The sequence below is a fragment of the Pseudomonas sp. FSL W7-0098 genome (genome assembly GCF_005930585.1).
In the GTDB taxonomy this organism is placed as follows: Bacteria; Pseudomonadota; Gammaproteobacteria; order Pseudomonadales; family Pseudomonadaceae; genus Aquipseudomonas; species Aquipseudomonas bubulae.
Map to the genome: position 1 here is coordinate 47,159 of NZ_RXHW01000014.1, position 20,957 is coordinate 68,115.

20 protein-coding genes and 1 tRNA gene are annotated in these 20,957 nt (G+C 55.1%); 12 read left to right on the forward strand and 9 right to left on the reverse strand.

Annotation, left to right across the window (positions count from 1 at the left end; genetic code table 11):
- Positions 1–38 precede the first annotated feature (38 nt).
- The 5 genes from FHL07_RS21665 (at position 39) to FHL07_RS21685 (ending at position 4,880) form a co-directional block, all read left to right on the forward strand.
- A complete protein-coding gene (locus tag FHL07_RS21665) occupies positions 39–3,395 on the forward strand; it encodes a bifunctional diguanylate cyclase/phosphodiesterase (protein WP_095019495.1) in 3,357 nt (1,118 codons plus the stop codon).
- A 30-nt stretch (positions 3,396–3,425) separates the two neighbouring features.
- Positions 3,426–3,502: transfer RNA gene (locus FHL07_RS21670), tRNA-Ile, on the forward strand.
- A gap of 182 nt (positions 3,503–3,684) precedes the next feature.
- Positions 3,685–4,050: a hypothetical protein gene (locus FHL07_RS21675; protein WP_094992826.1), complete on the forward strand. Its 366-nt coding sequence runs from the start codon at positions 3,685–3,687 to the stop codon at positions 4,048–4,050.
- 30 nt (positions 4,051–4,080) lie between these two features.
- On the forward strand, positions 4,081–4,284 hold the full coding sequence (locus tag FHL07_RS21680; RefSeq protein WP_094992825.1) for a hypothetical protein: 204 nt from the start codon (positions 4,081–4,083) through the stop codon (positions 4,282–4,284).
- Positions 4,285–4,346: 62 nt separating this feature from the next.
- A complete protein-coding gene (locus FHL07_RS21685; protein ID WP_094992824.1) occupies positions 4,347–4,880 on the forward strand; it encodes a hypothetical protein in 534 nt (177 codons plus the stop codon).
- A gap of 65 nt (positions 4,881–4,945) precedes the next feature.
- Here FHL07_RS21685 and FHL07_RS21690 read toward each other — a convergent pair whose 3' ends face one another.
- From FHL07_RS21690 to FHL07_RS21725, 9 genes are all read right to left on the reverse strand, one after another.
- The gene (locus FHL07_RS21690; RefSeq protein ID WP_094992823.1) at positions 4,946–5,206 is read right to left on the reverse strand and encodes a hypothetical protein; all 261 of its coding nucleotides are present in this window, start codon (positions 5,204–5,206) and stop codon (positions 4,946–4,948) included.
- Between the two features lie 49 nt (positions 5,207–5,255).
- Complete coding sequence (locus tag FHL07_RS21695) at positions 5,256–5,780, reverse strand: hypothetical protein (RefSeq protein ID WP_094992822.1); 525 nt, start codon at positions 5,778–5,780, stop codon at positions 5,256–5,258.
- Positions 5,777–5,914, reverse strand: a complete 138-nt coding sequence (locus tag FHL07_RS23720; RefSeq protein ID WP_169997964.1) for a hypothetical protein — start codon at positions 5,912–5,914, stop codon at positions 5,777–5,779. Before FHL07_RS23720 ends, FHL07_RS21695 begins: the two co-directional genes overlap by 4 nt.
- Positions 5,914–6,207: a hypothetical protein gene (locus FHL07_RS21700; protein WP_094992821.1), complete on the reverse strand. Its 294-nt coding sequence runs from the start codon at positions 6,205–6,207 to the stop codon at positions 5,914–5,916. The genes FHL07_RS23720 and FHL07_RS21700 overlap by 1 nt, the downstream gene beginning before the upstream one ends.
- Before the next feature lie 288 nt (positions 6,208–6,495).
- Complete coding sequence (locus tag FHL07_RS21705; RefSeq protein ID WP_138738902.1) at positions 6,496–9,201, reverse strand: hypothetical protein; 2,706 nt, start codon at positions 9,199–9,201, stop codon at positions 6,496–6,498.
- A complete protein-coding gene (locus tag FHL07_RS21710; protein ID WP_094992819.1) occupies positions 9,198–9,461 on the reverse strand; it encodes a helix-turn-helix domain-containing protein in 264 nt (87 codons plus the stop codon). The genes FHL07_RS21705 and FHL07_RS21710 overlap by 4 nt, the downstream gene beginning before the upstream one ends.
- A 111-nt stretch (positions 9,462–9,572) precedes the next feature.
- Positions 9,573–9,779, reverse strand: a complete 207-nt coding sequence (locus FHL07_RS24100) for a helix-turn-helix transcriptional regulator (protein ID WP_094992818.1) — start codon at positions 9,777–9,779, stop codon at positions 9,573–9,575.
- A gap of 560 nt (positions 9,780–10,339) precedes the next feature.
- The gene (locus FHL07_RS21720; RefSeq protein ID WP_138738903.1) at positions 10,340–10,957 is read right to left on the reverse strand and encodes a hypothetical protein; all 618 of its coding nucleotides are present in this window, start codon (positions 10,955–10,957) and stop codon (positions 10,340–10,342) included.
- Entirely contained in the window at positions 10,954–12,342 is a 1,389-nt protein-coding gene (locus FHL07_RS21725) for a tyrosine-type recombinase/integrase (RefSeq protein WP_094992816.1), read from the reverse strand. Before FHL07_RS21725 ends, FHL07_RS21720 begins: the two co-directional genes overlap by 4 nt.
- 432 nt (positions 12,343–12,774) lie before the next feature.
- Between FHL07_RS21725 and FHL07_RS21730 the strand changes: the two genes are divergently transcribed.
- The 7 genes from FHL07_RS21730 (at position 12,775) to pqqB (ending at position 20,888) form a co-directional block, all read left to right on the forward strand.
- Entirely contained in the window at positions 12,775–13,941 is a 1,167-nt protein-coding gene (locus FHL07_RS21730) for a Fic family protein (protein WP_138738904.1), read from the forward strand.
- Positions 13,942–13,973: 32 nt separating this feature from the next.
- Positions 13,974–14,426, forward strand: coding sequence for an Lrp/AsnC family transcriptional regulator (locus FHL07_RS21735; protein ID WP_095031829.1), 453 nt, complete (start codon positions 13,974–13,976; stop codon positions 14,424–14,426).
- A gap of 150 nt (positions 14,427–14,576) precedes the next feature.
- The gene (locus FHL07_RS21740; RefSeq protein ID WP_130872136.1) at positions 14,577–16,259 is read left to right on the forward strand and encodes a flavin monoamine oxidase family protein; all 1,683 of its coding nucleotides are present in this window, start codon (positions 14,577–14,579) and stop codon (positions 16,257–16,259) included.
- A gap of 135 nt (positions 16,260–16,394) precedes the next feature.
- Positions 16,395–17,189, forward strand: a complete 795-nt coding sequence (locus FHL07_RS21745) for a carbon-nitrogen hydrolase family protein (RefSeq protein WP_094999921.1) — start codon at positions 16,395–16,397, stop codon at positions 17,187–17,189.
- Positions 17,190–17,228: 39 nt separating this feature from the next.
- Positions 17,229–19,667, forward strand: a complete 2,439-nt coding sequence (gene pqqF / locus FHL07_RS21750) for a pyrroloquinoline quinone biosynthesis protein PqqF (protein ID WP_138738905.1) — start codon at positions 17,229–17,231, stop codon at positions 19,665–19,667.
- Between the two features lie 152 nt (positions 19,668–19,819).
- Positions 19,820–19,894: a pyrroloquinoline quinone precursor peptide PqqA gene (gene pqqA, locus FHL07_RS21755; protein WP_003444522.1), complete on the forward strand. Its 75-nt coding sequence runs from the start codon at positions 19,820–19,822 to the stop codon at positions 19,892–19,894.
- 82 nt (positions 19,895–19,976) lie between these two features.
- Positions 19,977–20,888: a pyrroloquinoline quinone biosynthesis protein PqqB gene (gene pqqB / locus FHL07_RS21760; RefSeq protein WP_048361138.1), complete on the forward strand. Its 912-nt coding sequence runs from the start codon at positions 19,977–19,979 to the stop codon at positions 20,886–20,888.
- Positions 20,889–20,957 lie beyond the last annotated feature (69 nt).

Sequence of the window (20,957 nt, forward strand, 5' to 3'; positions counted from 1 at the left end):
CTACACTGGATGCATCCAGGTGTATTGAAGGGATGCGTATGTCACGCTTGCTGGCTACCCTGCTTCTGTCACTTCTCGTTTGGACCTCTGGCGCCCAAGCCCTGACGTTCACCGATGAAGAACAGCAATGGCTCAAGGAGCACCCCGAACTGCTCCTCGGCATCGATACCACATGGCCGCCTTTTGAGTTCCTCAACGCACAGGGCACCTATACAGGCCTCGCTGCCGACTATGTAAACCTGATCACCAACCAGTTGGGCGTAAGCGTCAAGCAAGTCGCTGCGTCAAGCTGGAGCGAAGTCCTGGAGCAAACCAAGGAAGGCAAACTCGACTGGTTACCCGGCGTCATGTCGACCCCCGAGCGCCAAAAACGCCTGGCATTTACCCGGCCCTATCTGGACTTCCCCATTGTCATCCTCGCCCACAAGGGCGGCGCGGCGCCTAAAAATATCCAGGAACTCTACGGCCTCAGAGTGGGTGTAATTGAAAACTACGCCCCCCACGAATTGCTGCGCGCTCAACACCCTGATCTCAACATCGTCGCCCTGCCCAACGTCAGCTCGGCGTTGCAGGCTCTGGCCACGGACCAGGTAGATGCCATGGTGGGTGATCTGGCTTCCAGCGTATGGAGCTTGCGCCAGCTCAAGCTCGATGGCCTGTACGTCAGCGGGGAAACCCCGTATCGCTTTCAACTGGCCATGGCCGTTCCTAAAAACCAGACCGTTCTGCTAGGACTGCTGGACAAGGTGCTGGCCAATATAAGCCCGAGTGAAACCCAGCGCATTCAGCAACACTGGGTAGGCGATATCAACGATTACCGACCCCTGTGGCGCACCCTGCTGCTCTATGTTCTGCCTGGCATACTGCTGCTGATCATCATTTTGTTCATAGTCATCCGCATCAACCGACGCCTGAGCTCCGAGATTTCCCGGCGAACAACCCTCGAACAGGAACTGCGCAGCAGCGAGGACCACTACAAGGGGTTGATTGAAAGCCTTTCGGCTATTGCCTGGGAAGCACAGCTGGACAACGACACCTATACCTATGTCTCCCCCCAGGCCGAAGCCTTGCTCGGCTACCCAGTCTCTGACTGGCTAAGCCCGGGGTTCTGGAAACGGGTCGTTCACCCCGATGACCTGCCCAGAATCCAGGCCTGGCGTAAAAAAGAGATCAGCGCAGGCCACGATCACAGTTTGGACTATCGTGTGATCACCGCAGAGGGCAACATCCTCTGGCTACGGGACATTGCCAGTATCACGACCCACAATCAGCAAGCCGTGGTTCGCGGCTTGCTGATCAATATCAGCGAAACCAAGCAGACTGAAGAAGCCTTGCTTCTTTCCGAAGAAAAGTTTGCCAAAGCTTTTCATGCATCGCTGGACGGCCTTTTGCTGAGCCGTCAAAGCGATGGCCTGATACTCGAGATAAACGAAGGTTTCAGCCGGGTCATCGGCTATGACAGTGCCAGTGCCTTGTACCACTCAACCCTGGAACTGCAATTGTGGGTCGACCCCCATGAGCGCCGTGAATTGCTTGCGGTCCTGGAAAAAAACGGCTTTGTGCGCGACTTCACCTGCCATATCCGACACAAGGACGGGCAAGTTCGCCTCTGTGAAATCTCCAGCTACCCGTTGCTGATCGGCGCCGACGACTGCATTTTGACCATCGTCCACGACATTACCGAACGGCATCAGATGCAGGAAAAACTTCTGCAAACAGCCACCGTGTTCGAGAGCACGGCCGAAGGCATCATCTTTACCGATCCCGAGCAAAAAATTACCGCGGTCAACCGGGCCTTCGGCGAAATCACCGGTTACTCCGAAAGTGAAGTCCTGGGCCAGACGCCGCGCATGCTGGGGTCTGGCCGACACGACAAACTGTTCTTTGCAACCATGTGGTACCAGCTATCGACCGCTGACAACTGGCAGGGCGAAATCTTCAACAGACGCAAAAACGGTGAAATCTACCCCAGCTGGATGACCATCAGCGCCGTGCGCAACAACAATGATGTGGTGACACATTTCGTCGCCGTATTTTCTGATATTTCCACCCTCAAACTGGCCCAGGAACGCCTTGATCACCAGGCCCACCACGACCCGCTGACCAACCTTCCCAACCGTTTGCTGTTTGAAAGCCGGGTGCGCCAGGTACTCTCCGATCAGCGGCGCAATGATCAACATAGCGCGGTGCTGTTTCTGGACCTTGATCGCTTCAAGAACATCAATGACAGCCTCGGGCACCCTGTGGGCGATCAGTTGCTGAGGGGCATCGCAGCCCGCCTCACCGAACAATTGCGCGACATCGACACGGTCGCCCGTCTTGGCGGCGATGAATTTATCGTCCTGCTGCCTGGGCTCAAACACCCGGAAGATGCACAGAAGATTGCCGAAAAGCTGCTGAACAGCTTCAACGAACCCTTTCTGACCGACGAAAGCGAACTGTTTATCAGCGCCAGCGTCGGTATCAGCATCTACCCGGATGATGGCGACGACGTGGCCACACTGATCAAAAATGCCGATATCGCGATGTACCACTCCAAACTCAAAGGGCGCAATCGCGTCGAACGTTACAGCCACGACCTTAACTCCCAGACCAGTGCCCGCATCCTTCTGGGCCAGGAACTGCGCCGCGCCCTGGAGCGAGGCCAGGTCTCACTGCTGTATCAGCCCAAAGTCCGGTTGCGCGACCATACGCTGGCTGGCGCCGAAGCACTGTTGCATTGGAACCACCCTCTACTCGGAGGAATCTCACATGAGCGCTTGATTCATCTGGCAGAAGAAAACGGCATGATCATTCAAATTGGTGACTGGATGCTCGAGCGTGCGTGCCAGCAACTGTGCTCATGGAATCAACTGTACAAGCCCTTTGGACCCATCTCGGTCAACCTTGCCAGCGCCCAATTACACCAGCCGGGGCTGATGGCGCACATTCAGCAACTGCTCGAAACCTGCAAGCTCAAACCCGAGAGCCTGAAACTGAAAATCACCGAAACTTTTCTCACCGGCCAGACCGAAGCGGCATTTGATGCCCTGCATCGGCTCAAACAACTGGGAGTAAAACTGTCCATCGACAATTTTGGTACTGGCAACTCGTCCCTCAGTTACCTGAAGCGCTTGCCGTTGGACACGTTGAAAATCGACCCGTCATTTGTACATGGCTTGCCCGACGACCCCCATGATGCTGCCATCGTGCATGCCATCATCGCGCTGGGGCACAGCATGCACTTCACCATCATTGCCGACGGTGTTCAAAACCGGGAACAACAGATTTTCCTGGCGCAGGCAGGTTGCGAACTGATCCAGGGCGAGATCGTCAGCCCGCCGTTACTTCCCGAAAAATTTGCAGCAACTTTCCTTCACCTGGCAATTTCAGATCTTTCGGATAGCACTACTTAGAAACCATCGTTATAATCCGCGACCTACTGAGGGCCTATAGCTCAGTTGGTTAGAGCAGGGGACTCATAATCCCTTGGTCGTAGGTTCGAGTCCTACTGGGCCCACCATGCAAAACAAAGGCTTACGCTTAACGGCGTAGGCCTTTTTTGTTTTCCAATGGAAAATCTTAACGAATTGCTAAACGAATGCGGTCTGTGCCTCCGCACCACCTGTTAGACGTGCGCTAAACAGTGGCCTTTCGATTTCATCCGAGCGTATGCTGTGAAAAATCACGTCATCAAGGATCGATATGAGAAAGGTACTGGCAGTACTGGCAATGAGCCTGACGCTTAGCGGTTGCGCTACCTCCCACTACACTAGCGGTAGAGATTTCCCATCTGAGAACGTAGCTAGCATCATCAAAGGAAAGACGACAACAAAAGAGCTTAAAGCCCTGTTTGGCGACCCCTTCAGTAAAAGCCCAGTCAACGACACCGATGAAAAGTGGGTCTACACCTACGCAAACGGCTCTGCTCACGCACAGAGCTATATCGTCACCATGAAAGTCACCACCACCGGCACCCAGAAAACTCTAGACGTGCTGATTCGTAACGACACAGTAATTAACTTTACGTTCAACGAGGGACAAAACCCTTACAACTCAACCACAAACTAATCAACAACCACATAGCCAAGGAAGCCTCTCATGCCCATAAAGAGAACAGGCAATTTCGACCTCGCAAAAGAAATGAAAATCCGAGCACGAAAAATGATTTCTCAGTTCCTCAGCGAAGAGGAGCTTTTGGAAGTGACCATCGAAATCAACAAAACCACATCCAAACTTTCCTTCCACGCCCCGGACGCAATTTCCGAGAAGATAACAATAAACCTAGCCAAACTTGACCAATAGCCGCAAAACCAGTTCCAAATGGAAAAACACAGCTGATGCCAGCATAAAAATGGAAACCCACAATGGTCTCTACAAGAACAATACTAGCTCTAACAACTGCATTACTCATAAGCATATTTCTGACAGGATGCGCTGAAAGCCCATTCCAAGCATACAGAGCGGCACCAGACAATTTCAATCCAGGCTCAGAGCACCTCTTTAGCTCACCAATTGATATACAGCCAAACACGTTTGGCGGCAACGGATCGGCGTGGTTCAGATTTAACACTTTCAAAAAAGGCACTAGCAACAGCTGGAACATAGAGACGTACTGGCTAGGAAAAGATTGGCTTTTCGTCAACAATATCGCATTCAATATTGACGGGAAAATAACCAACTCCCCTTCAACAAACAACAACAGAGAAATTGTCCATTCAGTCGGAGTATCTGAGCGCCAGTTTAGCCCAGCACCACAAGAACTGATCACCGCACTGACTCACGCGCAAACCGTCATAGTTCGATTATCTGGGCAAAACTACTACCTAGAAAAGCAGCTAACCGCTCAAGAAGTAACCAATATAAAGTGGTATATAAGCTTCATTAAGGAAGGAAAGTAACTTCTCATGCGTGCATCATCGACGCTGCACATCGGCAAGGATGCCTCTCTCCAAAATAATTACGATCAAGCCCACATCACTCCCGGATAAGGCGTGGCCTCCCGGTCTGGCACTGGTTTAGTGGCCTTCGCTATGCCCTTCACTAAATCGTTGTAGCGCTGCTTTGTCTTACCATTGCACCGGTACATGCGAGGAGTCAGGAAACCGCCCCAACGTGCCAGCCAGCGCCTTGGCGGCATTACTTCTGCCGCCTCGATAGCCCAGATAAGCAACTGCTCATCGCTCGGCTGATCGTCTTCAAATTCAAACTCATCGATTGCCTGCATCTCCCGCCCCCTTGGTATTGCCCGACCGGATTAGGATCGGGCGTCTAAATCAGATATGCCCAGCGGTTGCCAGCCCCATAGCTAGGGTCTGCCGAGTGCCAATCAGATTGTTTAGCGCGCTTACATTTCCCAATTCCAGATCCTGGATTTGCTCCAACGCAGAACGAACACCAGCAAGCGGGACATAGCGCCCGGCTGCCTGAGCTGAATTGAAAGCTAAGGTGAACTCATCGGTATGAGCCTCGATCAATGGCTTTAACTTGGCGACCAAAGCGGAAATAGCCTTGCGATGATTTACTAGCCGTTCGAGAGCTGCGATTGCATCAGCGGCTTGCTCATTGGCTTTATCGACTTTCGCTTGTTGCGCCTCGACCTCGGCTTGCAAATGCAGGGCTTCCAGGCGAAGGTTTAGGCGTTTGGTTAGCCGTGCTGTGCTATCAATTTGATCCTCTAGCGTCGCTACGTCTTCACCGGCTCGGCAAGCTGACTCCCATTGCTCATTGAGGGATGCTAGCAACAGTTCGGCGTCGATTAGTTGCTGTTCATGGCTGGCAATCAATTCGACAGTGCTCATGCGCGGGCCTCCAAGCGAACCATGATGATCCCCAGGCTGGCCTCGATTAGAGCCATACGGTGCAACAGGCTTTGCAGTAGGTTGCGGTTACTGGTGCCCACAGGACGCCCAGGCTTACGGATTTCGGCAGCCATTAGCGAGCGCTCCCAGCAAAGTACTCATTGAAGTCAGGGGTGAGCCTTTCAATGATTTGCGCAGGCTGGCTTGCAAGTTTGGCTAACGCTTTTGCGTTGTGCTCCATACCTTTAGCCACTATTTCACCGAACTTATCGCTAACAATTTTTCGATTAGCCGCCATGTTTTCTGACTTAAGAAAAGCCAGGTCTGCCTTGATAGATGCAACGTCTTTTGTCAAACCTTCAAGAAGTCCAACCAACGACTCCAGATCGCTCGGATTAAGCGAAGCGTTTACAAGCTGTCGAGCCATGTTGTTTTACCTGCATATAATTAATTAAGAGCGCTTATTATATCGCAAACAAAAACACACTCTCCCAGCAATGAAACACACGCAAAAATGCTTAGCAAGCTAAGCATTAGGCGACATATTGGTCAGTGCCTCCCATGCACAAAATAGGGGACATCCATACACACCTTTCTGAACAAAGGTGGTTATATGGGTTGTGGTGGTTGTTTTTTACTGATAGCCCTAAAGTGTCAACTGACAGTTTAAACATGCAGGGAATAAACAACCTTAACAACCACCACAACCACCTTTTTAAGCTACTTCACTTTTCTCTCTAGATACCAGAACACGCCATACAGCCGTACCACCGCTTTTTGCGCCTTGTTCCAATCGCAAACCTTCCACAATAACGCCTGCATTTCGTCTCAACCATGCTGCAAACGCCCGCGTGTTGAATCGCCCATTATGGAATGCTACTTCCTCAAGGATTGCGTTTAGTGCCTGTTCCTCTGTCGTCGCACTGGTGAAATGCCCAACATCAGCAAAACGCCCCATTGCCTCACAATTAGTTTGCAGCTCCTTTAGAAAAACACGGTTGCTTCCGTGCACAGAATGCCAAGCGCTCAGTAGCTGGGTTAGCTTCTGGTGCTCTGGATCTTCAGCCCGCGACAACTCCAGCACCCCAGCAGGATCAGCCATAGGCGCCGGACAAACGCCCTCACTGATTAGCCAGCATAAGCACTGCCGCACAAGAGATTCCCATTGCTCAAAGCTACCGAGGCCACCAGCCGCAACCACTGGCGCTCCTGCCCTTTGATAAGTCGAGAGAACACTCAATAGATCAGCTCTATATTCAGCTAACCGCGATCTAATCAGAGCACGCGGGTTAAATCCAAAGCGACGCCGCTCAGGGTTTTCCGGCGAGTCGAGGGATATAGGGAGCAAACGACGGAAAGTGTCACCCCCAGCCCCTACGTTATTACCATTCAATACCCACAGCGCCCGATTTTGTAATGTCACCACTTCAGAACGCCCCAGAATGCGAACCTCCGGGCTTGAACTGGTTAGCATCGAGCAAAGCGCCGCGTTATCGATTGACCCAACAAGGTTATCGAGGATTAGCCCGGAACAACCCGTCAGTAGTTTTGCTGCGAGGCGTTTCTCGATTTCTTCAGGGTTTTTCTCCGGTAGCGGCAGCGCAGCGGTGCTGGCTCCGGCAAGGATCATCAAGCATTCAGAAAGCAAAGTTTTGCCTGTACCAGGGGAGTGCGCTCGAACCAGAAAGCCCGGGGCAGTATCAAGCGCAGCTCGGCAAACCGTTGTCAGTAATGCCGACATGAACACTCCTCGCGCTAGATCATCAGCAAAAGGAAATTGCTCGAACGGCTCCCAGACCCTGCGCAAGGTATCTATCAGCGCATCACGGCCTAGAATGCGAACAGGCGGCAAACCGGGATCGTCGCTAAGATACAAAAGGCCCGTGGCATGATCGTGTCCCGGAACCTCCAGAATAGAGCCATCTGGACGCATAACTGGTGAATGAATAACGCCAGCGACTACCGGCACGCCCCATGCCCCTCGCGCAGCCATAATTCGCGCGGACAAATCTCCAGGACAGTCGGTTGCCACGTAATCACCAGTGCGACGATCAAACCGCTGGAACTGAAACTGTTCTTCTAGATGATTGCGTAACCATGCTGGTTCGACAGCCATAAGCTCACCACCTGCCACACGGACAAGCGCCCCCGCACGCTCAAAAATGACTCCATCAGCGCGCACTACCGCCAACGCATCATTCATTACACGCGGCAAATCTCCTGCCGCAGTTTTGAGGGTGCGAACGGCACGATGTAGCGTAAACCGCTGCCCGCCGTGCGCATGACTGTAAAGTGTAGGCTTGCCACCACTGCGCAGATTTACTTGTGCAATGCGATGGTCATTACTGCTGTACTCCGGCTCTAGAGGATCAGCAAAACGCTCGCCATGCCATTTATTCGGATTATCTAGTATCTGCCCAACAGTTACAGAATCACCGCTTGAGTGAGTTAACTCGAAGTCACCGAATAACTTGTGCTCGCAGACCGCCCGCTCGAAGGTTGCGCGCCTGACCTCACGCTCAGACTCCGGCAGTTGATTGAGTGCGTCCATGCGCTTGTCAATCCAAGCCACTTGCACATCGTGCAGTTCTTGGGCCATTTTTGAGGCCGCGTCGCTCATCAGATCCTTAAGCTGCATGCGCTCGCCGCTATTTAATGACGGAATTGCACTCAAGGTTATGACCGGATCAGCGCCACCATTCAGCACTAATGATGCTGGGCGACGGGCTTCAACCGGAACCACACACACAGGAGGTGCTGCAAAGTCGAGGCGGTGCGGTTGCCATACACTCGAATCAATCGGAGCACGCTTCAGCAAGGCGCCCGATTTGCTTATTGCAATATAACCAAAGCCAGCCAACCAAAGACGCTCAAACAGCACACGACCCGCACGCTCAATATCACGAGAGTCAGCGACTTGAATATACAGTCGCTGCCCACGGATGCCCGCCAGTTGCTGACCATCAGCAAACAACATACTTGAGGATGAGCAACCCCAAACCGATGGAGCATTGCGAAGTGCTGGTGCTGCCGAATAAATAGCCTCTCTGAACTGTTCAGGTGTAAGTGCCTCACCACTAAGTGCCGGATCGTAGTCGAGCATCAGCCAGCCTGCCGCGCGAGCCCATTCAAAATGCACGGCAGTACGGGAAATAGTCCCAGGAGCAGCTTTATCTAGATTGCAGGCAGTGGTAATTGGCGCAGACCCGGCGATAGGCAGACCGTAGCAAAGCGCCTGACTTTCTCGTAGCTCCGACAAAATCGCCACCAAAGCGTTAGGCGTTGCGGCCTCTATTACATTCGCGTGGCCTTCAACCATTTGTCCGGCGCCTTGCTTCACCAGTTTTCCATCTTCCACTAGGAATTGTTTAGTCAAACGAACAGGGTTAGAGCTTGTGATAAGGGTTAGATGCGCGTTCATACGGGTGAGCCCTCCCGGATCAACACATAACGTCCAACACCTCTATGAGGACGTCCAAACGCGTCTCGAACGGTTTCAGGAACTGTGGCAATTTCCCACCCCAGCTCATGTCGCAATGTGTAAATGCGCGCCGCCGGGGCCATGATATTCCAGTAATCACGCAACTCAACAGTAGTCGGCTTGTGTTCGCGCAAGATCTCCCCCACGCGACGCACTTGGGCCTCGGTGCTGGTGTCTAGAAGGGTGATGGCTTCAGACATAGCTAGTTACTCCCAGTAGAACTACGAACGCGATGTTTTCGATCATCGGAGCAAAATTCAGACAAGCCGGTGTCATCCCGCCAAGGAGGCGGGTTAATGTCTTCACCATGATTAAGCCCCCTCAGTTTTAGCTAAGAAGGCTTCCACGACCGACGATCTCCAGGCGATACGCCTAGGGCCCAACTGAATAGCTTTTGGAAAGTGCCCGGAACAAACCCAGCGCCAGAGGGTGACAGGCGAAACGCCCAACCGCCCGCAAACTTGTTTTTTTGACCACAGCTGAAGCGCCAGGTCTGGGTGCAGGTTATAATCAACCATATTGTTGTTGCTCCTTGCTCGGAGCTGGGCTAAGATCCCTTAAGAAATTTGTAGGACGCCCAGCGTGGGTGTTTGCCCCGTCCGATGGTTGCGAGCCATTGAGACAAAGCGTTTAACGAAACGGTCTAGAGCGAAATGTTCTAGACCTTTTTGTGCTTATATGATACCACATGAAATTTGGTCGATTTTAAAGTTAAGAAACATCCTTAACTTCAACCTATTAGTCCCTGATTTAGATACCCATTCTTCGCCATCCATTGGCTTTTTCGTTACCCGCGCCTCCCCGCATGATTCACAATTCAGCACGCCAAGAATCAGCAAGATCTCCCACGCGGTAGCGCACCAGACGACAAACCTTGAGATACGGCAGAGCATAGCCGCCAGTCGAACTGACCAGATGGTGAGGACGGACGCTTTCACATCAAGCGCATAGCCGAACTGATTGGCGATTCAACCCTGGCAGTTGCGGTCATGGTCATTCGGAAAGCCCCGTGTAGATTGATTCGACAGGGACATTCTCAATAAAGTGGCGGGAAATAGCGAAGGGGGGAAATCGGCGATTAATCCCCCACAAGCAGACGCTCCAAGTGGAGCTCCCAGCTCGCTTGCACATATAGGTGTCTCTTCCGATGCTTCCAAATATCGACATAAGCAGAGGTATCGCGCCCCAATGTTGCGGCTAGGATGTCGCAGCCTGATTGCACATCTTCGGTGGCTTCGTTGCGAGTGGGCTTTATGCCTGCACGGCTCAGCGCCTCCAGTCCCAGGCAGATTGCAAAGTTCCGGTTCGGGTCGGCTGGTTTTCCTCGGCGAGCTGGTCGTGGTCGCCCCCCGCGCAGTACCTCGGCAGTAAACACGCGCAGGAACTCAGGAACCGCCTCCCCCTTCTCAATATATTGAGCCGCGAATCGCGCAGCCTCATCCCATGCATTACGGTTGGTCGCGGCAGCGTCGATCAAATCCACGCCATCGACGTATGCACGCGTGACACCCTCAACTTTGCGCCACGAGATAGACCGGACATGCATCGGATAACCGTCCCAGTCCACGGGCTTACTGGGAAGAACACGGGAGAACATCGCCAGGACTCGAGCGGTAACTGCTACTGGATCAAACGGCTGTTCTAGCAGCTTCTGGCGCTCCTGCATGCGCGCCAACTCCTCAAATCGCCAGCTCATTGATTTACCACGCTGCGGGTCGGTAACTGCACCACTTCCGCACTCTGCGGCATTCCCGACAATTCATCCAGATAACGCGCCCACCTATCCAAATCCCCACGCTTCTCCGGTAGATAATTCCACCTATCGTAGTGTTTTGCCTGCACCCCTGACCGACCATGTGACAGTAACCATGCTCGGCGCTCCTGATTCACACCCAAGGACGCTAAGTGAGTCTCTATAGTTGCGCGCAACGTGCGCCAAGTGAAACGGCGAGTTTCCCCCTTTGTCGAAAGCTGATCCCCAAGCGCTGAGAAAATATCCAGTGCAGTACCGGGTGTGATGCTGACTTTTCCACGCAGAGAGAATGGCCCAGGTGCTTTGCCTGCCCCTTGAAGCGCTAGTAGCGGCGACAGGATCTCACGGAGTCGCTGAGTCATCGGCAACAGATGCTCACGTGACGGCGTACCTTTTCCGCCCTTGAGGTCGATTAACCGCATCACTTCCCCATGCTCACCATCGTCATAGATGTCTGCCCAAGTGACCCGACAAAGCATTTCTACACGCTGCCCAGCGAGATAAAGCATCGCCTTTGCAATTGCACTACGCCGAGCAGGTAGACCTTCAACGGCCAGAACAACCGCTTTCAGCTCTTCTTTTGTAAGCGCCCAGGTGTTCGCCTGATTGGCGCCTTCAATCGTTGGCACGTCACGCGCGGGGTTTGATTTGAGACCATATTGAACAGCGTCACCAGCACGGAGCGGGTTTAGATCGCTAGCAAGGCCAAACGAAAAAGCCGCCTGAAGGTAAGAGCGCAATTTATCTGCCTGTCGCTTTTTACCATTGGTTGCTGATGCCTTGGTCAAGCGGGCGCCCCGTCCTTTACTGGCGACTGATCGAGTTAGGCAGCGACGCAGGATGTTCGCAATATCGCTAGGTTCGACTTCCTTGGCCTTGCATTTCGACAGATCAGGGAATGGATCGAGAACATCCAGCTTTAGCGCACCACGCACGGCCCTGGCACTGGACTTGCCCCTACGCTCCATATCGTCAACGTAGGCATTCAGCATTTGAGCCAACGTTCCCTGCCTTGCCTCAACATCCGCAGCACGTTGGGTTGAGCGTTGACGCTCCTCTTCCGCTTTTTGATAGTCATCAATACTCGGGAAGGCTCGAATCTCTAACGACTTCGCAGCGGCATAGGCTCGCCACTCAACCAACGTTTTTTCGGAATAGTTCCCAAGTTTTAGACGCTCCTGCTTTTTCTCTCGGCGCAGACTCAGATAGACCAAAACGCCCGTAGCTCGGCGTTCAAAGAGAAGAGAACCCGTCCCTTTCCCTTCCAAGGCCTCAGAGAGCGTGGCTTTCAATGCTGTTATCTTGCTGTGAACCAGTTTCTGCGCCATTCCTAGCTCCAAGATCGCCTTAACGAATTGCTCAACGAATCATAGCAATATTGAGAGATAAGAAGAAACGTCACGAAACGCTAAATCAGCCTGAAAGCCTTGTTTTATCTGAAACCATCGTTTCATGAGCTGTCATTTAATTTCCAATCTTGTGACTCATAATCCCTTGGTCGTAGGTTCGAGTCCTACTGGGCCCACCATACTCAAAGCCGCGCACTGCGCGGCTTTTGTGTTTCCGGGGTTTGGGATTTTGCTTTTCAAAACGCCCAGAAAACCGGTTTGCGTCCACAAAACGTCCACAGGCCAGCTCTATAGTCCTTTCGTCGGCTTACCCTGCATCCCAGGTTAGACAGTGAGCCGATTAGCCGGCATTATCGGCTCACTATATGAGCCGAATATATTCGTTAATCGGCTCATAGACGAGTAAAGCCCATGAACGATTCCCCCTGGATCTGGCAACAGCCCGGCTGGCCAAACTTTAGCTGGCAAGCTGAGATGCTTAACCCGCTATTGCGTGCCTGTACCCAGGCTCAGGGCCGTTTGCTGGGGATGATTGTCGCTGTCGGAAGTGATAATGAAGCGCTCAACAGCCTGGACACCATGCTGCAAAACATCGTTACCTCATCAGCCATTGAGGGCGAACAGCTGAATGCAGGCTCTGTACGTTCATCCCTGGCTCGCCGCATGGGGCTGACCGGAACAGGTCGCACAACTGCACGCTCCGAAGGCTTGGCACAATTGTTGTTCGATGCCACAAGTGCGCATCAACGCTTGCTGGATCTTGAACGCCTCTATAAGTGGCACTGCTGGCTGTTCCCCGGCGAGGACAAGCTGTTGGCCCGCCCACTGCACACTGGCACGCTGCGCGGCGAAGAACCCATGCAGGTAGTATCCGGGCCCCTCCACCACCCCACCGTGCATTTTGAAGCACCACCACGTGCCGGGCTGGAAGAACAACTGGGCGATTTCCTCACTTGGTTCGAGAGCAGCAGAATCGATGTAAGCCTTGATCCTTTACTACGTGCAGGCATTGCCCACTTTTGGTTCGTTACCTTGCATCCGTTCGATGACGGCAACGGCCGCCTCACTCGCACGCTCACCGATTTGGCATTGGCCCAGAGTGAGCAGCAATCCATCCGCTTCTATGCCATGTCAGCCAGCATTCTTGATGACCGCACCGGTTATTACCGAATTCTGGAGTCCAGCCAGAAAGGCACACTGGATATCACTCCTTGGTTGCAGTGGTTTCTAGCCACGCTGCTTAAAAGCCTGGAGCAAGCCCTTGCCCGGATTGAACGAGTATTGAGCAAGGCCCGTTTCTGGCAACTACACCGCGACCAGGCCCTGCTAGCCGAACAGCTCAAGGTGCTGAACCACCTGCTCGACGGTGGCGAACGCGGCTTCGAGAACGGTATAAACGCCGCTCAATACCAAGCCGTGACCAAAGTCTCCAAGGCTACCGCGACCCGCCACCTGGGTGACCTGCTTGCGAAAGGCTGCATCACTCGCCTGCCTGGCAGTGGGCGCAGCACACGCTACCAAATTCAGTACGGCGTCAGCCTCCAAGGTGACCAGACACTGAGTAGCAAACTCGACTAAGACCAACAATCACGCAGCCCCTGGAGCCACCCTTGCCTGACACCCGCCCCCCTGCACTGGATGAAATCGACCGTCAATTGATCGCGGCCTTGCAGCTCAATGCCCGGGAAAGCGTGGCAATGCTGGCACGCCAATTGGGGATTGCCCGCACCACCGTGACATCACGCCTGGCGCGGCTGGAGAAAACCGGGGTGATTACCGGCTACGGGGTTCGCTTGGGCCAGCGCCTGATTGATGGCGGCCTGCAGGCCTATGTCGGGATTACCGTGCAGCCACGCTCCGGCAAGGACGTGGTGCGACGCTTGAGTGCGATGGTCCAGGTGCAGCAACTGTGCGCAGTCAGTGGCGAATTCGATTACGTGGCTTGGCTGCGCAGCGATTCACCCGAGCAGCTGGACCAGTTGCTCGATCAGATCGGCAGTGTCGAAGGCGTCGAGAAAACCACCACCTCAATCATCCTCAGCAGCAAAGTTGATCGCGGATAAGTCATATCGACTAGCCGCTTCGTCATATTGACTAAATAAAAGTCATAACGACGACAGTTTGCGTCTTATTTACGTGTTCTGCGCTGCCTATCATGGTGCCTGTCTTTTTCTATACTCAAGGTAAAGCTTGGGTCGCCAGCAAGGTCAGCCATGAACAAGAATAATCGTCACCCTGTCGACGGTAAAAAACCCGTCACCATCTTCGGCCCGGACTTCCCGTTTGCCTTCGATGACTGGATCGAACACCCCGCTGGCCTGGGCAGTATTCCCACACATAAACTTGGCGCTGAGGTAGCGATTGTCGGTGCTGGCATGGCCGGGATGGTGGCGGCCTACGAGTTGATGAAGCTGGGCCTCAAACCCGTGGTATATGAAGCCTCGAAAATGGGTGGGCGCCTGCGCTCGCAAGCCTTTGAGGGCAGTGAAGGGGTGATTGCCGAGCTCGGCGGCATGCGCTTTCCAGTGTCTTCAACAGCGTTTTACCACTATGTCGACAAGCTGGGGCTGGAGACCAAACCCTTCCCCAACCCGCTGACCCCAGCTTCCGGCAGTACGGTTATCGACCTCGAAGGCCAAACCTTCTACGCACAAAAACTGGCGGATCTGCCTGCCCTGTTTCAGGAAGTGGCCGACGCCTGGGCCGATGCGCTGGAGGAAGGTTCGCGCTTTGGCGATATTCAGCAAGCCATCCGTGACCGCGACGTCCCTCGCCTCAAAGAGCTGTGGAACACGCTGGTTCCTCTGTGGGACGACCGCACGTTCTACGACTTCGTCGCGACCTCCAAGGCCTTTGCCAAACTGTCATTCCAGCACCGCGAAGTGTTTGGCCAGGTGGGTTTCGGTACTGGCGGATGGGATTCGGACTTCCCCAACTCGATGCTGGAAATCTTCCGGGTGGTGATGACCAACTGCGACGACCATCAGCATCTGGTCGTTGGAGGTGTCGAGCAAGTGCCACTGGGAATCTGGCGCCACGCCCCCGAACGCTGTGCCCATTGGCCTGCAGGCACCAGCCTGAGTTCGCTGCACAACGGCGCGCCTCGCACCGGGGTCAAGGCGATCTCACGCACACAGGATGGGATGTTTTCCGTCACTGACATTCTCGGTGTCACACGCCCCTACGAAGCCGTGCTGGTCACATGTCAAAGCTGGCTACTGACCACCCAGATCGAATGCGAAGAGTCGCTGTTCTCACAGAAGCTGTGGATGGCCCTTGACCGTACGCGCTACATGCAATCATCGAAAACCTTTGTCATGGTCGACCGCCCGTTCTGGAAGGACAAAGACCCGGAAACCGGCCGCGACCTGATGAGCATGACCCTGACCGACCGCCTGACCCGTGGCACCTACCTGTTCGACAACGGCGACGACAAGCCGGGGGTGATATGCCTGTCGTACTCGTGGATGAGCGATGCGCTGAAAATGCTCCCGCACCCTGTGGAAAAGCGCGTGAAGCTGGCCCTCGACTCGCTGAAAAAGATTTATCCGAAGGTGGATATCGCCAGCCGCATCATCGGCGACCCGATCACCATTTCATGGGAGGCAGACCCGCATTTCCTGGGCGCCTTCAAGGGTGCACTGCCGGGGCATTACCGCTACAACCAGCGGATGTATGCGCACTTCATGCAACAGGACATGCCCGCAGAACAACGCGGGATCTTTATTGCCGGCGATGACGTGTCGTGGACCCCGGCCTGGGTTGAGGGCGCGGTGCAGACTTCATTGAACGCGGTCTGGGGCATCATGCATCACTTTGGCGGCAGCACCCATGCGGCCAACCCGGGGCCGGGAGATGTGTTCCACGACATTGGCCCGATTGCGCTGCCGGATTGACCCCGCAGGGTGAATTGATTCCAGTGGGAGCGCGCTTGCTCGCGATTCAGGCAACGCGGTGCATCAGGCATATCGGGTGGATGCCATCGCGAGCAAGCCCGCTCCCACACCAACAGTCAACACCAGGAGAACCCCATGCGCATTGCCCTTTACCAATGCCCGCCTCTGCCCTTGGATGTTGCGGGCAATCTGCAGCGTTTGCGTGAAACAGCCCAGCAAGCCGATAACATTGACCTGCTGGTGTTGCCCGAAATGTTCCTCACCGGCTACAACATCGGCGCGCAAGCCGTAGCCGAACTCGCACAAGCCCACGACGGCGACGCCGCACAGCAAATTGCCAAACTGGCCAAAGCCACGGGCATGGCCATTGTGTACGGCTACCCCGAGCGCGGTGCAGACGGACATATCTACAACAGTGCACAGTTGATCGACGCACACGGCAAAAGTCTGTGCAACTACCGCAAGACTCACCTGTTCGGCGAACTCGATCACTCGATGTTCAGCCAGGGCCCCGACTCATTCCCGGTCATTGAACTCAACGGCTGGAAGCTCGGCCTGCTGATCTGCTACGACCTCGAGTTTCCGGAAAACACCCGCAGGCTGGCCCTGGCCGGAGCTGAAGTGATTGTGGTACCCACCGCGAATATGGTGCCCTTCGAGTTCATCGCCGATGTCACCGTGCGTTGCCGGGCTTTCGAAAACCACTGCTATGTAGCCTACGCCAACTACTGTGGCCATGAAGGCGAGATCCATTACTGCGGCCAAAGCAGCATCGCCGCACCCAACGGCAAGCAGATTGCCCTGGCCGAACAGGATGAGACCCTGCTGGTGGCAACGTTGCAACGCCAACAGCTGACTGATGCAAAAAGCGGCAACTTTTACCTCGCAGACCGTCGGCCCGAGCTATATGGCGAGCTGAGCAAGGGCTAAATCCGCTAGCATGAGCGCTTCTCTGTTCCGGAAGTGCCCATGCCTGCGCTGAACCACCCTCACACCCAACGTCTGACCCTTGAAAACGGCCTGACCCTCTGCGTACGCCACGAGCCGCGCCTCAAGCGCTGCGCGGCCGTTTTAAGGGTCGCCGCAGGCAGCCATGATGTGCCTGCGGCCTGGCCGGGCCTGGCGCACTTCCTTGAACACTTGCTGTTTCTGGGCACCGCACGCTTCCCGGCGGCAGACAACCTGATGGCCTGGGTACAGCGCCACGGCGGTCAGGTCAATGCCAGAACCTGCGAGCGACATACCGACTTTTTTTTCGAACTGCCCATGGGTGCTTTCGAAGGGGGTCTTGAACGCTTGTGCGACATGCTCGCCCATCCGCGCATGACTCTGCCTGACCAACTGCGTGAACGTGAAGTGCTACATGCCGAATTTATTGCCTGGGCCCGTGAGCCTTCGGCACAGCGTGAGATCAAACTGTTCCAGCCATTGAACCCGGCCCATCCACTGCGCGCATTCCATGCCGGTAACCGTTATAGCTTGCCAGTACCTCGCGCGGGTTTTCAGCAAGCCCTGAAAGGTTTCTACCAGACCTTTTATCAGGCCGGACAAATGACCTTGAGCCTGAGCGGCCCGTCGGCAATCCGTGAACTGAGCACCCTGGCCGAGCGCTGCAGCGCTGTGTTGCGCCCCGGCAAAGCCGTGCAACAGGCCGATGCACCCGCCTTGATGACCGGTCAGCAGCGACATTATCAACACATTGACGGCTCGCGCCTGAGCCTGATGTTTGCCCTGGAACAGCTGCCGCCGGAGTCTGACAAGGCGCTGGAGTTCCTGTGCAACTGGATCAATGCCGACAAAGCCGGCGGTCTGTTCGCACAGTTACGCCAGCAGCAACTGATCGACACCCTTAAGGCCACGTCGCTCTACTGCTTCAAAGACCAGGCACTGCTACAGATTGAGTTCACTGCAACCAACGCCATTGCCCAACATGCCACGCTAATCAGCGACACCTTCCATGACTGGCTGGGGTTCTTCCGCGCACAACAGGACTGGCCAGCGTTACGTGAAGAGTTCTGTCTGCTGCAACAACGCCAGCAAGACATCAGTGGCGCACTGGAGCTTGCTCGAAGTGACTGCAAGCAACATGTGCCCGGCTTATCGGATCAAGGCGTAACAACCCTCAAGGTCGTGCTGGGGCAGCTGCAGCCAGGGGCAATGCAGTTATCGCACCATGCCTGGCAACTGCCAGCGCCCAATCCATTTCTGCAAGCAGCGAAGGAGCCGGTGAGTGCCGGCCTGATTCGCGGGCAAACCAGCGCTCACCGTGGTTTGCGCACCTTTGCCCAGGATCGTTTGCGCAGTCGCCGCGACGTGTCTGCCATGAGTTTCAGCACGGCAATACCCAACCTCAGCGGCGAAGCAGCGATTTACCTGCGCTGGCGTTTGCCCGCTACACCTGCCGACAACCCGATGCCTGCGCTGCAGAACAGCCTGCGCCCGTTGATCCAGGATGCTCGTGACGCTGGTGTCGAACTTTCGCTCAACGCTTTGGGCAATGACTGGCTGCTGAAGATGTACGGTTACCACGAGCCGATGCCCGCCATTCTGGAAAGCGCCCTGCGTACGCTCGCCAGCCCGTGCACCGGGCAATCAGCCGGCACGCCCCCTGAGGCGACGTTGATGCCCATTCGCCAACTGCTCAAGCGCCTGCCCGAACTGTGCCCGCCCGCTGGCGAAAGTGACGGGTCCCACAATTGGTCAGAAACACGCTGGGACGGGCTGGCAGTCGGCCTGCCATCTGCCACACAGGCCTTGATTGGCCCCGTGCTGAACAAGGTGCCTGGTACCCCGGATGCGCAACTGACGCTTCAGTCCGGGCATCCTGTCGAGCGCCATTGGCACACAGTACCCTGTGATTCCAGCGAACACGCACTGCTGCTGTTTTGCCCGGCCGCCGAGGCCACAGTGGCGGGCGAAGCTGCCTGGCGTCTGCTTGCCCAAGTGGCGCAAACCCCTTTCTATCAACGCCTGCGGGTTGAACTGCAATTGGGATACGCGGTGTTCAGTGGCTTGCGCCAAATCAATGGCCAAACCGGCCTGCTGTTTGGTGTGCAATCGCCCCACGCGAGCACGGCACAAATCTTTGAGCACATCCGTAACTTCCTCGTAGATTTGCCAAATCTGGTCTCGGCACTGGATGAAACATCTTTCACCCAGGCCCGCGCCGCCCTGGCACAGCAATTCTCAAGTGAGGCCCTGGGCGTGTCACAGGCCAGCGAATTGCTATGGCAAAGCAAGCTGGCAGGCCACCCGTCGGATTACCTGGCAGCCCTCTACACTGCGCTTATGGCGCTGGATCAAGACACTACACTCAAGGCTGCACAGCAAACCACACAACCTGACAGCCGCTGGTTATGTGTGGCTACCGGTCCTGTAACTGAAACGTTTTATCCAGGAAGAAGCTGATAATTACCAACCCTGCAAAGGGCTTTCTTCGACATTGGGCGTTCAAAAAGCGTCAAATTTAGTAACATAGCCACCTAAGCTTTTGAACATCTCCTTCGGGAGCTGGACTAATCAAGAGACACTACTCACCCACCCGCTGAAGGAGTCATGTTATGGCTTGGACTAAACCTGCTTACACCGACCTGCGTATTGGCTTTGAAGTCACCATGTACTTCGCTAGCCGTTGATCTGCTTCTTCACTGAGCAGAGCAACCCAACGCCTCGGTTCGCCGGGGCGTTTTTATTTCCAGATTTGCAAGAGAACACGCCATGTTTGTCCAGATTCTAGGTTCCGCCGCTGGCGGTGGTTTCCCGCAGTGGAACTGCAACTGCGTCAACTGCGCGGGTTTTCGTGATGGTTCGTTAAACGCCAAGGCGCGTACCCAATCGTCGATTGCGATCTCCGACGACGGCGTGAACTGGGTGCTGTGCAACACCTCGCCCGACATTCGCGCGCAACTCCAGGACTTCGCCCCGATGCAACCGGGCCGTGCCCTGCGTGATACCGGGATCAGCGCCATCATTCTGATGGACAGCCAGATCGACCACACCACCGGCCTGCTGAGCCTGCGCGAAGGCTGCCCCCACGAAGTCTGGTGCACTGACATGGTCCACGAAGACCTGAGCACCGGTTTCCCGCTGTTCACCATGCTCAAGCACTGGAATGGTGGCTTGAACTGGAACCGCATCGAGCTGGAAGGTTCGTTCACAATCCCGGCCTGCCCCAACCTGCGTTTCAGCCCGCTGCCCCTGCGCAGTGCCGCGCCGCCGTATTCGCCGCATCGCTTCGACCCGCACCCGGGCGACAATATCGGCCTGATCGTTGAAGACCTGCGCACGGGCGGTAAATTGTTCTATGCCCCAGGCCTGGGCAAGGTTGACGCGCCGTTGCTGGAAATCATGGCGGGCAGCGACTGCCTGCTGGTGGATGGCACCATGTGGGACGACGACGAAATGCAGCGCCGCGGCGTAGGCACCCGTACCGGCCGGGAAATGGGCCATCTGGCGCAAAACGGCCCCGGTGGCATGCTCGAAGTGCTTGAGCAACTGCCCGAGCAGCGCAAAGTGCTTATCCACATCAACAACACCAACCCGATTCTCGACGAAGACTCCGCCGAGCGTGCCGAACTGGTACGCCGGGGGGTTGAAGTGGCCTTTGATGGCATGAGCATCGAATTGTAAAAGCTGAATCTGTAGCAGCTGCCGAACGCAGCCTTCGGCAGCTGCTACAAAGGCATCACATTTTTTGGA

What these genes read in the sequence shown, in the direction of transcription:
- FHL07_RS21665 (WP_095019495.1), top strand. Translation starts at nt 39, where the DNA reads ATGTCACGCTTGCTGGCTACCCTGCTTCTGTCACTTCTCGTTTGGACC.
- FHL07_RS21675 (WP_094992826.1), top strand. Translation starts at nt 3,685, where the DNA reads ATGAGAAAGGTACTGGCAGTACTGGCAATGAGCCTGACGCTTAGCGGT.
- FHL07_RS21680 (WP_094992825.1), top strand. Translation starts at nt 4,081, where the DNA reads ATGCCCATAAAGAGAACAGGCAATTTCGACCTCGCAAAAGAAATGAAA.
- FHL07_RS21685 (WP_094992824.1), top strand. Translation starts at nt 4,347, where the DNA reads ATGGTCTCTACAAGAACAATACTAGCTCTAACAACTGCATTACTCATA.
- FHL07_RS21690 (WP_094992823.1), bottom strand. Translation starts at nt 5,206, where the DNA reads ATGCAGGCAATCGATGAGTTTGAATTTGAAGACGATCAGCCGAGCGAT.
- FHL07_RS21695 (WP_094992822.1), bottom strand. Translation starts at nt 5,780, where the DNA reads ATGAGCACTGTCGAATTGATTGCCAGCCATGAACAGCAACTAATCGAC.
- FHL07_RS23720 (WP_169997964.1), bottom strand. Translation starts at nt 5,914, where the DNA reads ATGGCTGCCGAAATCCGTAAGCCTGGGCGTCCTGTGGGCACCAGTAAC.
- FHL07_RS21700 (WP_094992821.1), bottom strand. Translation starts at nt 6,207, where the DNA reads ATGGCTCGACAGCTTGTAAACGCTTCGCTTAATCCGAGCGATCTGGAG.
- FHL07_RS21705 (WP_138738902.1), bottom strand. Translation starts at nt 9,201, where the DNA reads ATGAACGCGCATCTAACCCTTATCACAAGCTCTAACCCTGTTCGTTTG.
- FHL07_RS21710 (WP_094992819.1), bottom strand. Translation starts at nt 9,461, where the DNA reads ATGTCTGAAGCCATCACCCTTCTAGACACCAGCACCGAGGCCCAAGTG.
- FHL07_RS24100 (WP_094992818.1), bottom strand. Translation starts at nt 9,779, where the DNA reads ATGGTTGATTATAACCTGCACCCAGACCTGGCGCTTCAGCTGTGGTCA.
- FHL07_RS21720 (WP_138738903.1), bottom strand. Translation starts at nt 10,957, where the DNA reads ATGAGCTGGCGATTTGAGGAGTTGGCGCGCATGCAGGAGCGCCAGAAG.
- FHL07_RS21725 (WP_094992816.1), bottom strand. Translation starts at nt 12,342, where the DNA reads ATGGCGCAGAAACTGGTTCACAGCAAGATAACAGCATTGAAAGCCACG.
- FHL07_RS21730 (WP_138738904.1), top strand. Translation starts at nt 12,775, where the DNA reads ATGAACGATTCCCCCTGGATCTGGCAACAGCCCGGCTGGCCAAACTTT.
- FHL07_RS21740 (WP_130872136.1), top strand. Translation starts at nt 14,577, where the DNA reads ATGAACAAGAATAATCGTCACCCTGTCGACGGTAAAAAACCCGTCACC.
- FHL07_RS21745 (WP_094999921.1), top strand. Translation starts at nt 16,395, where the DNA reads ATGCGCATTGCCCTTTACCAATGCCCGCCTCTGCCCTTGGATGTTGCG.
- pqqF (WP_138738905.1), top strand. Translation starts at nt 17,229, where the DNA reads ATGCCTGCGCTGAACCACCCTCACACCCAACGTCTGACCCTTGAAAAC.
- pqqB (WP_048361138.1), top strand. Translation starts at nt 19,977, where the DNA reads ATGTTTGTCCAGATTCTAGGTTCCGCCGCTGGCGGTGGTTTCCCGCAG.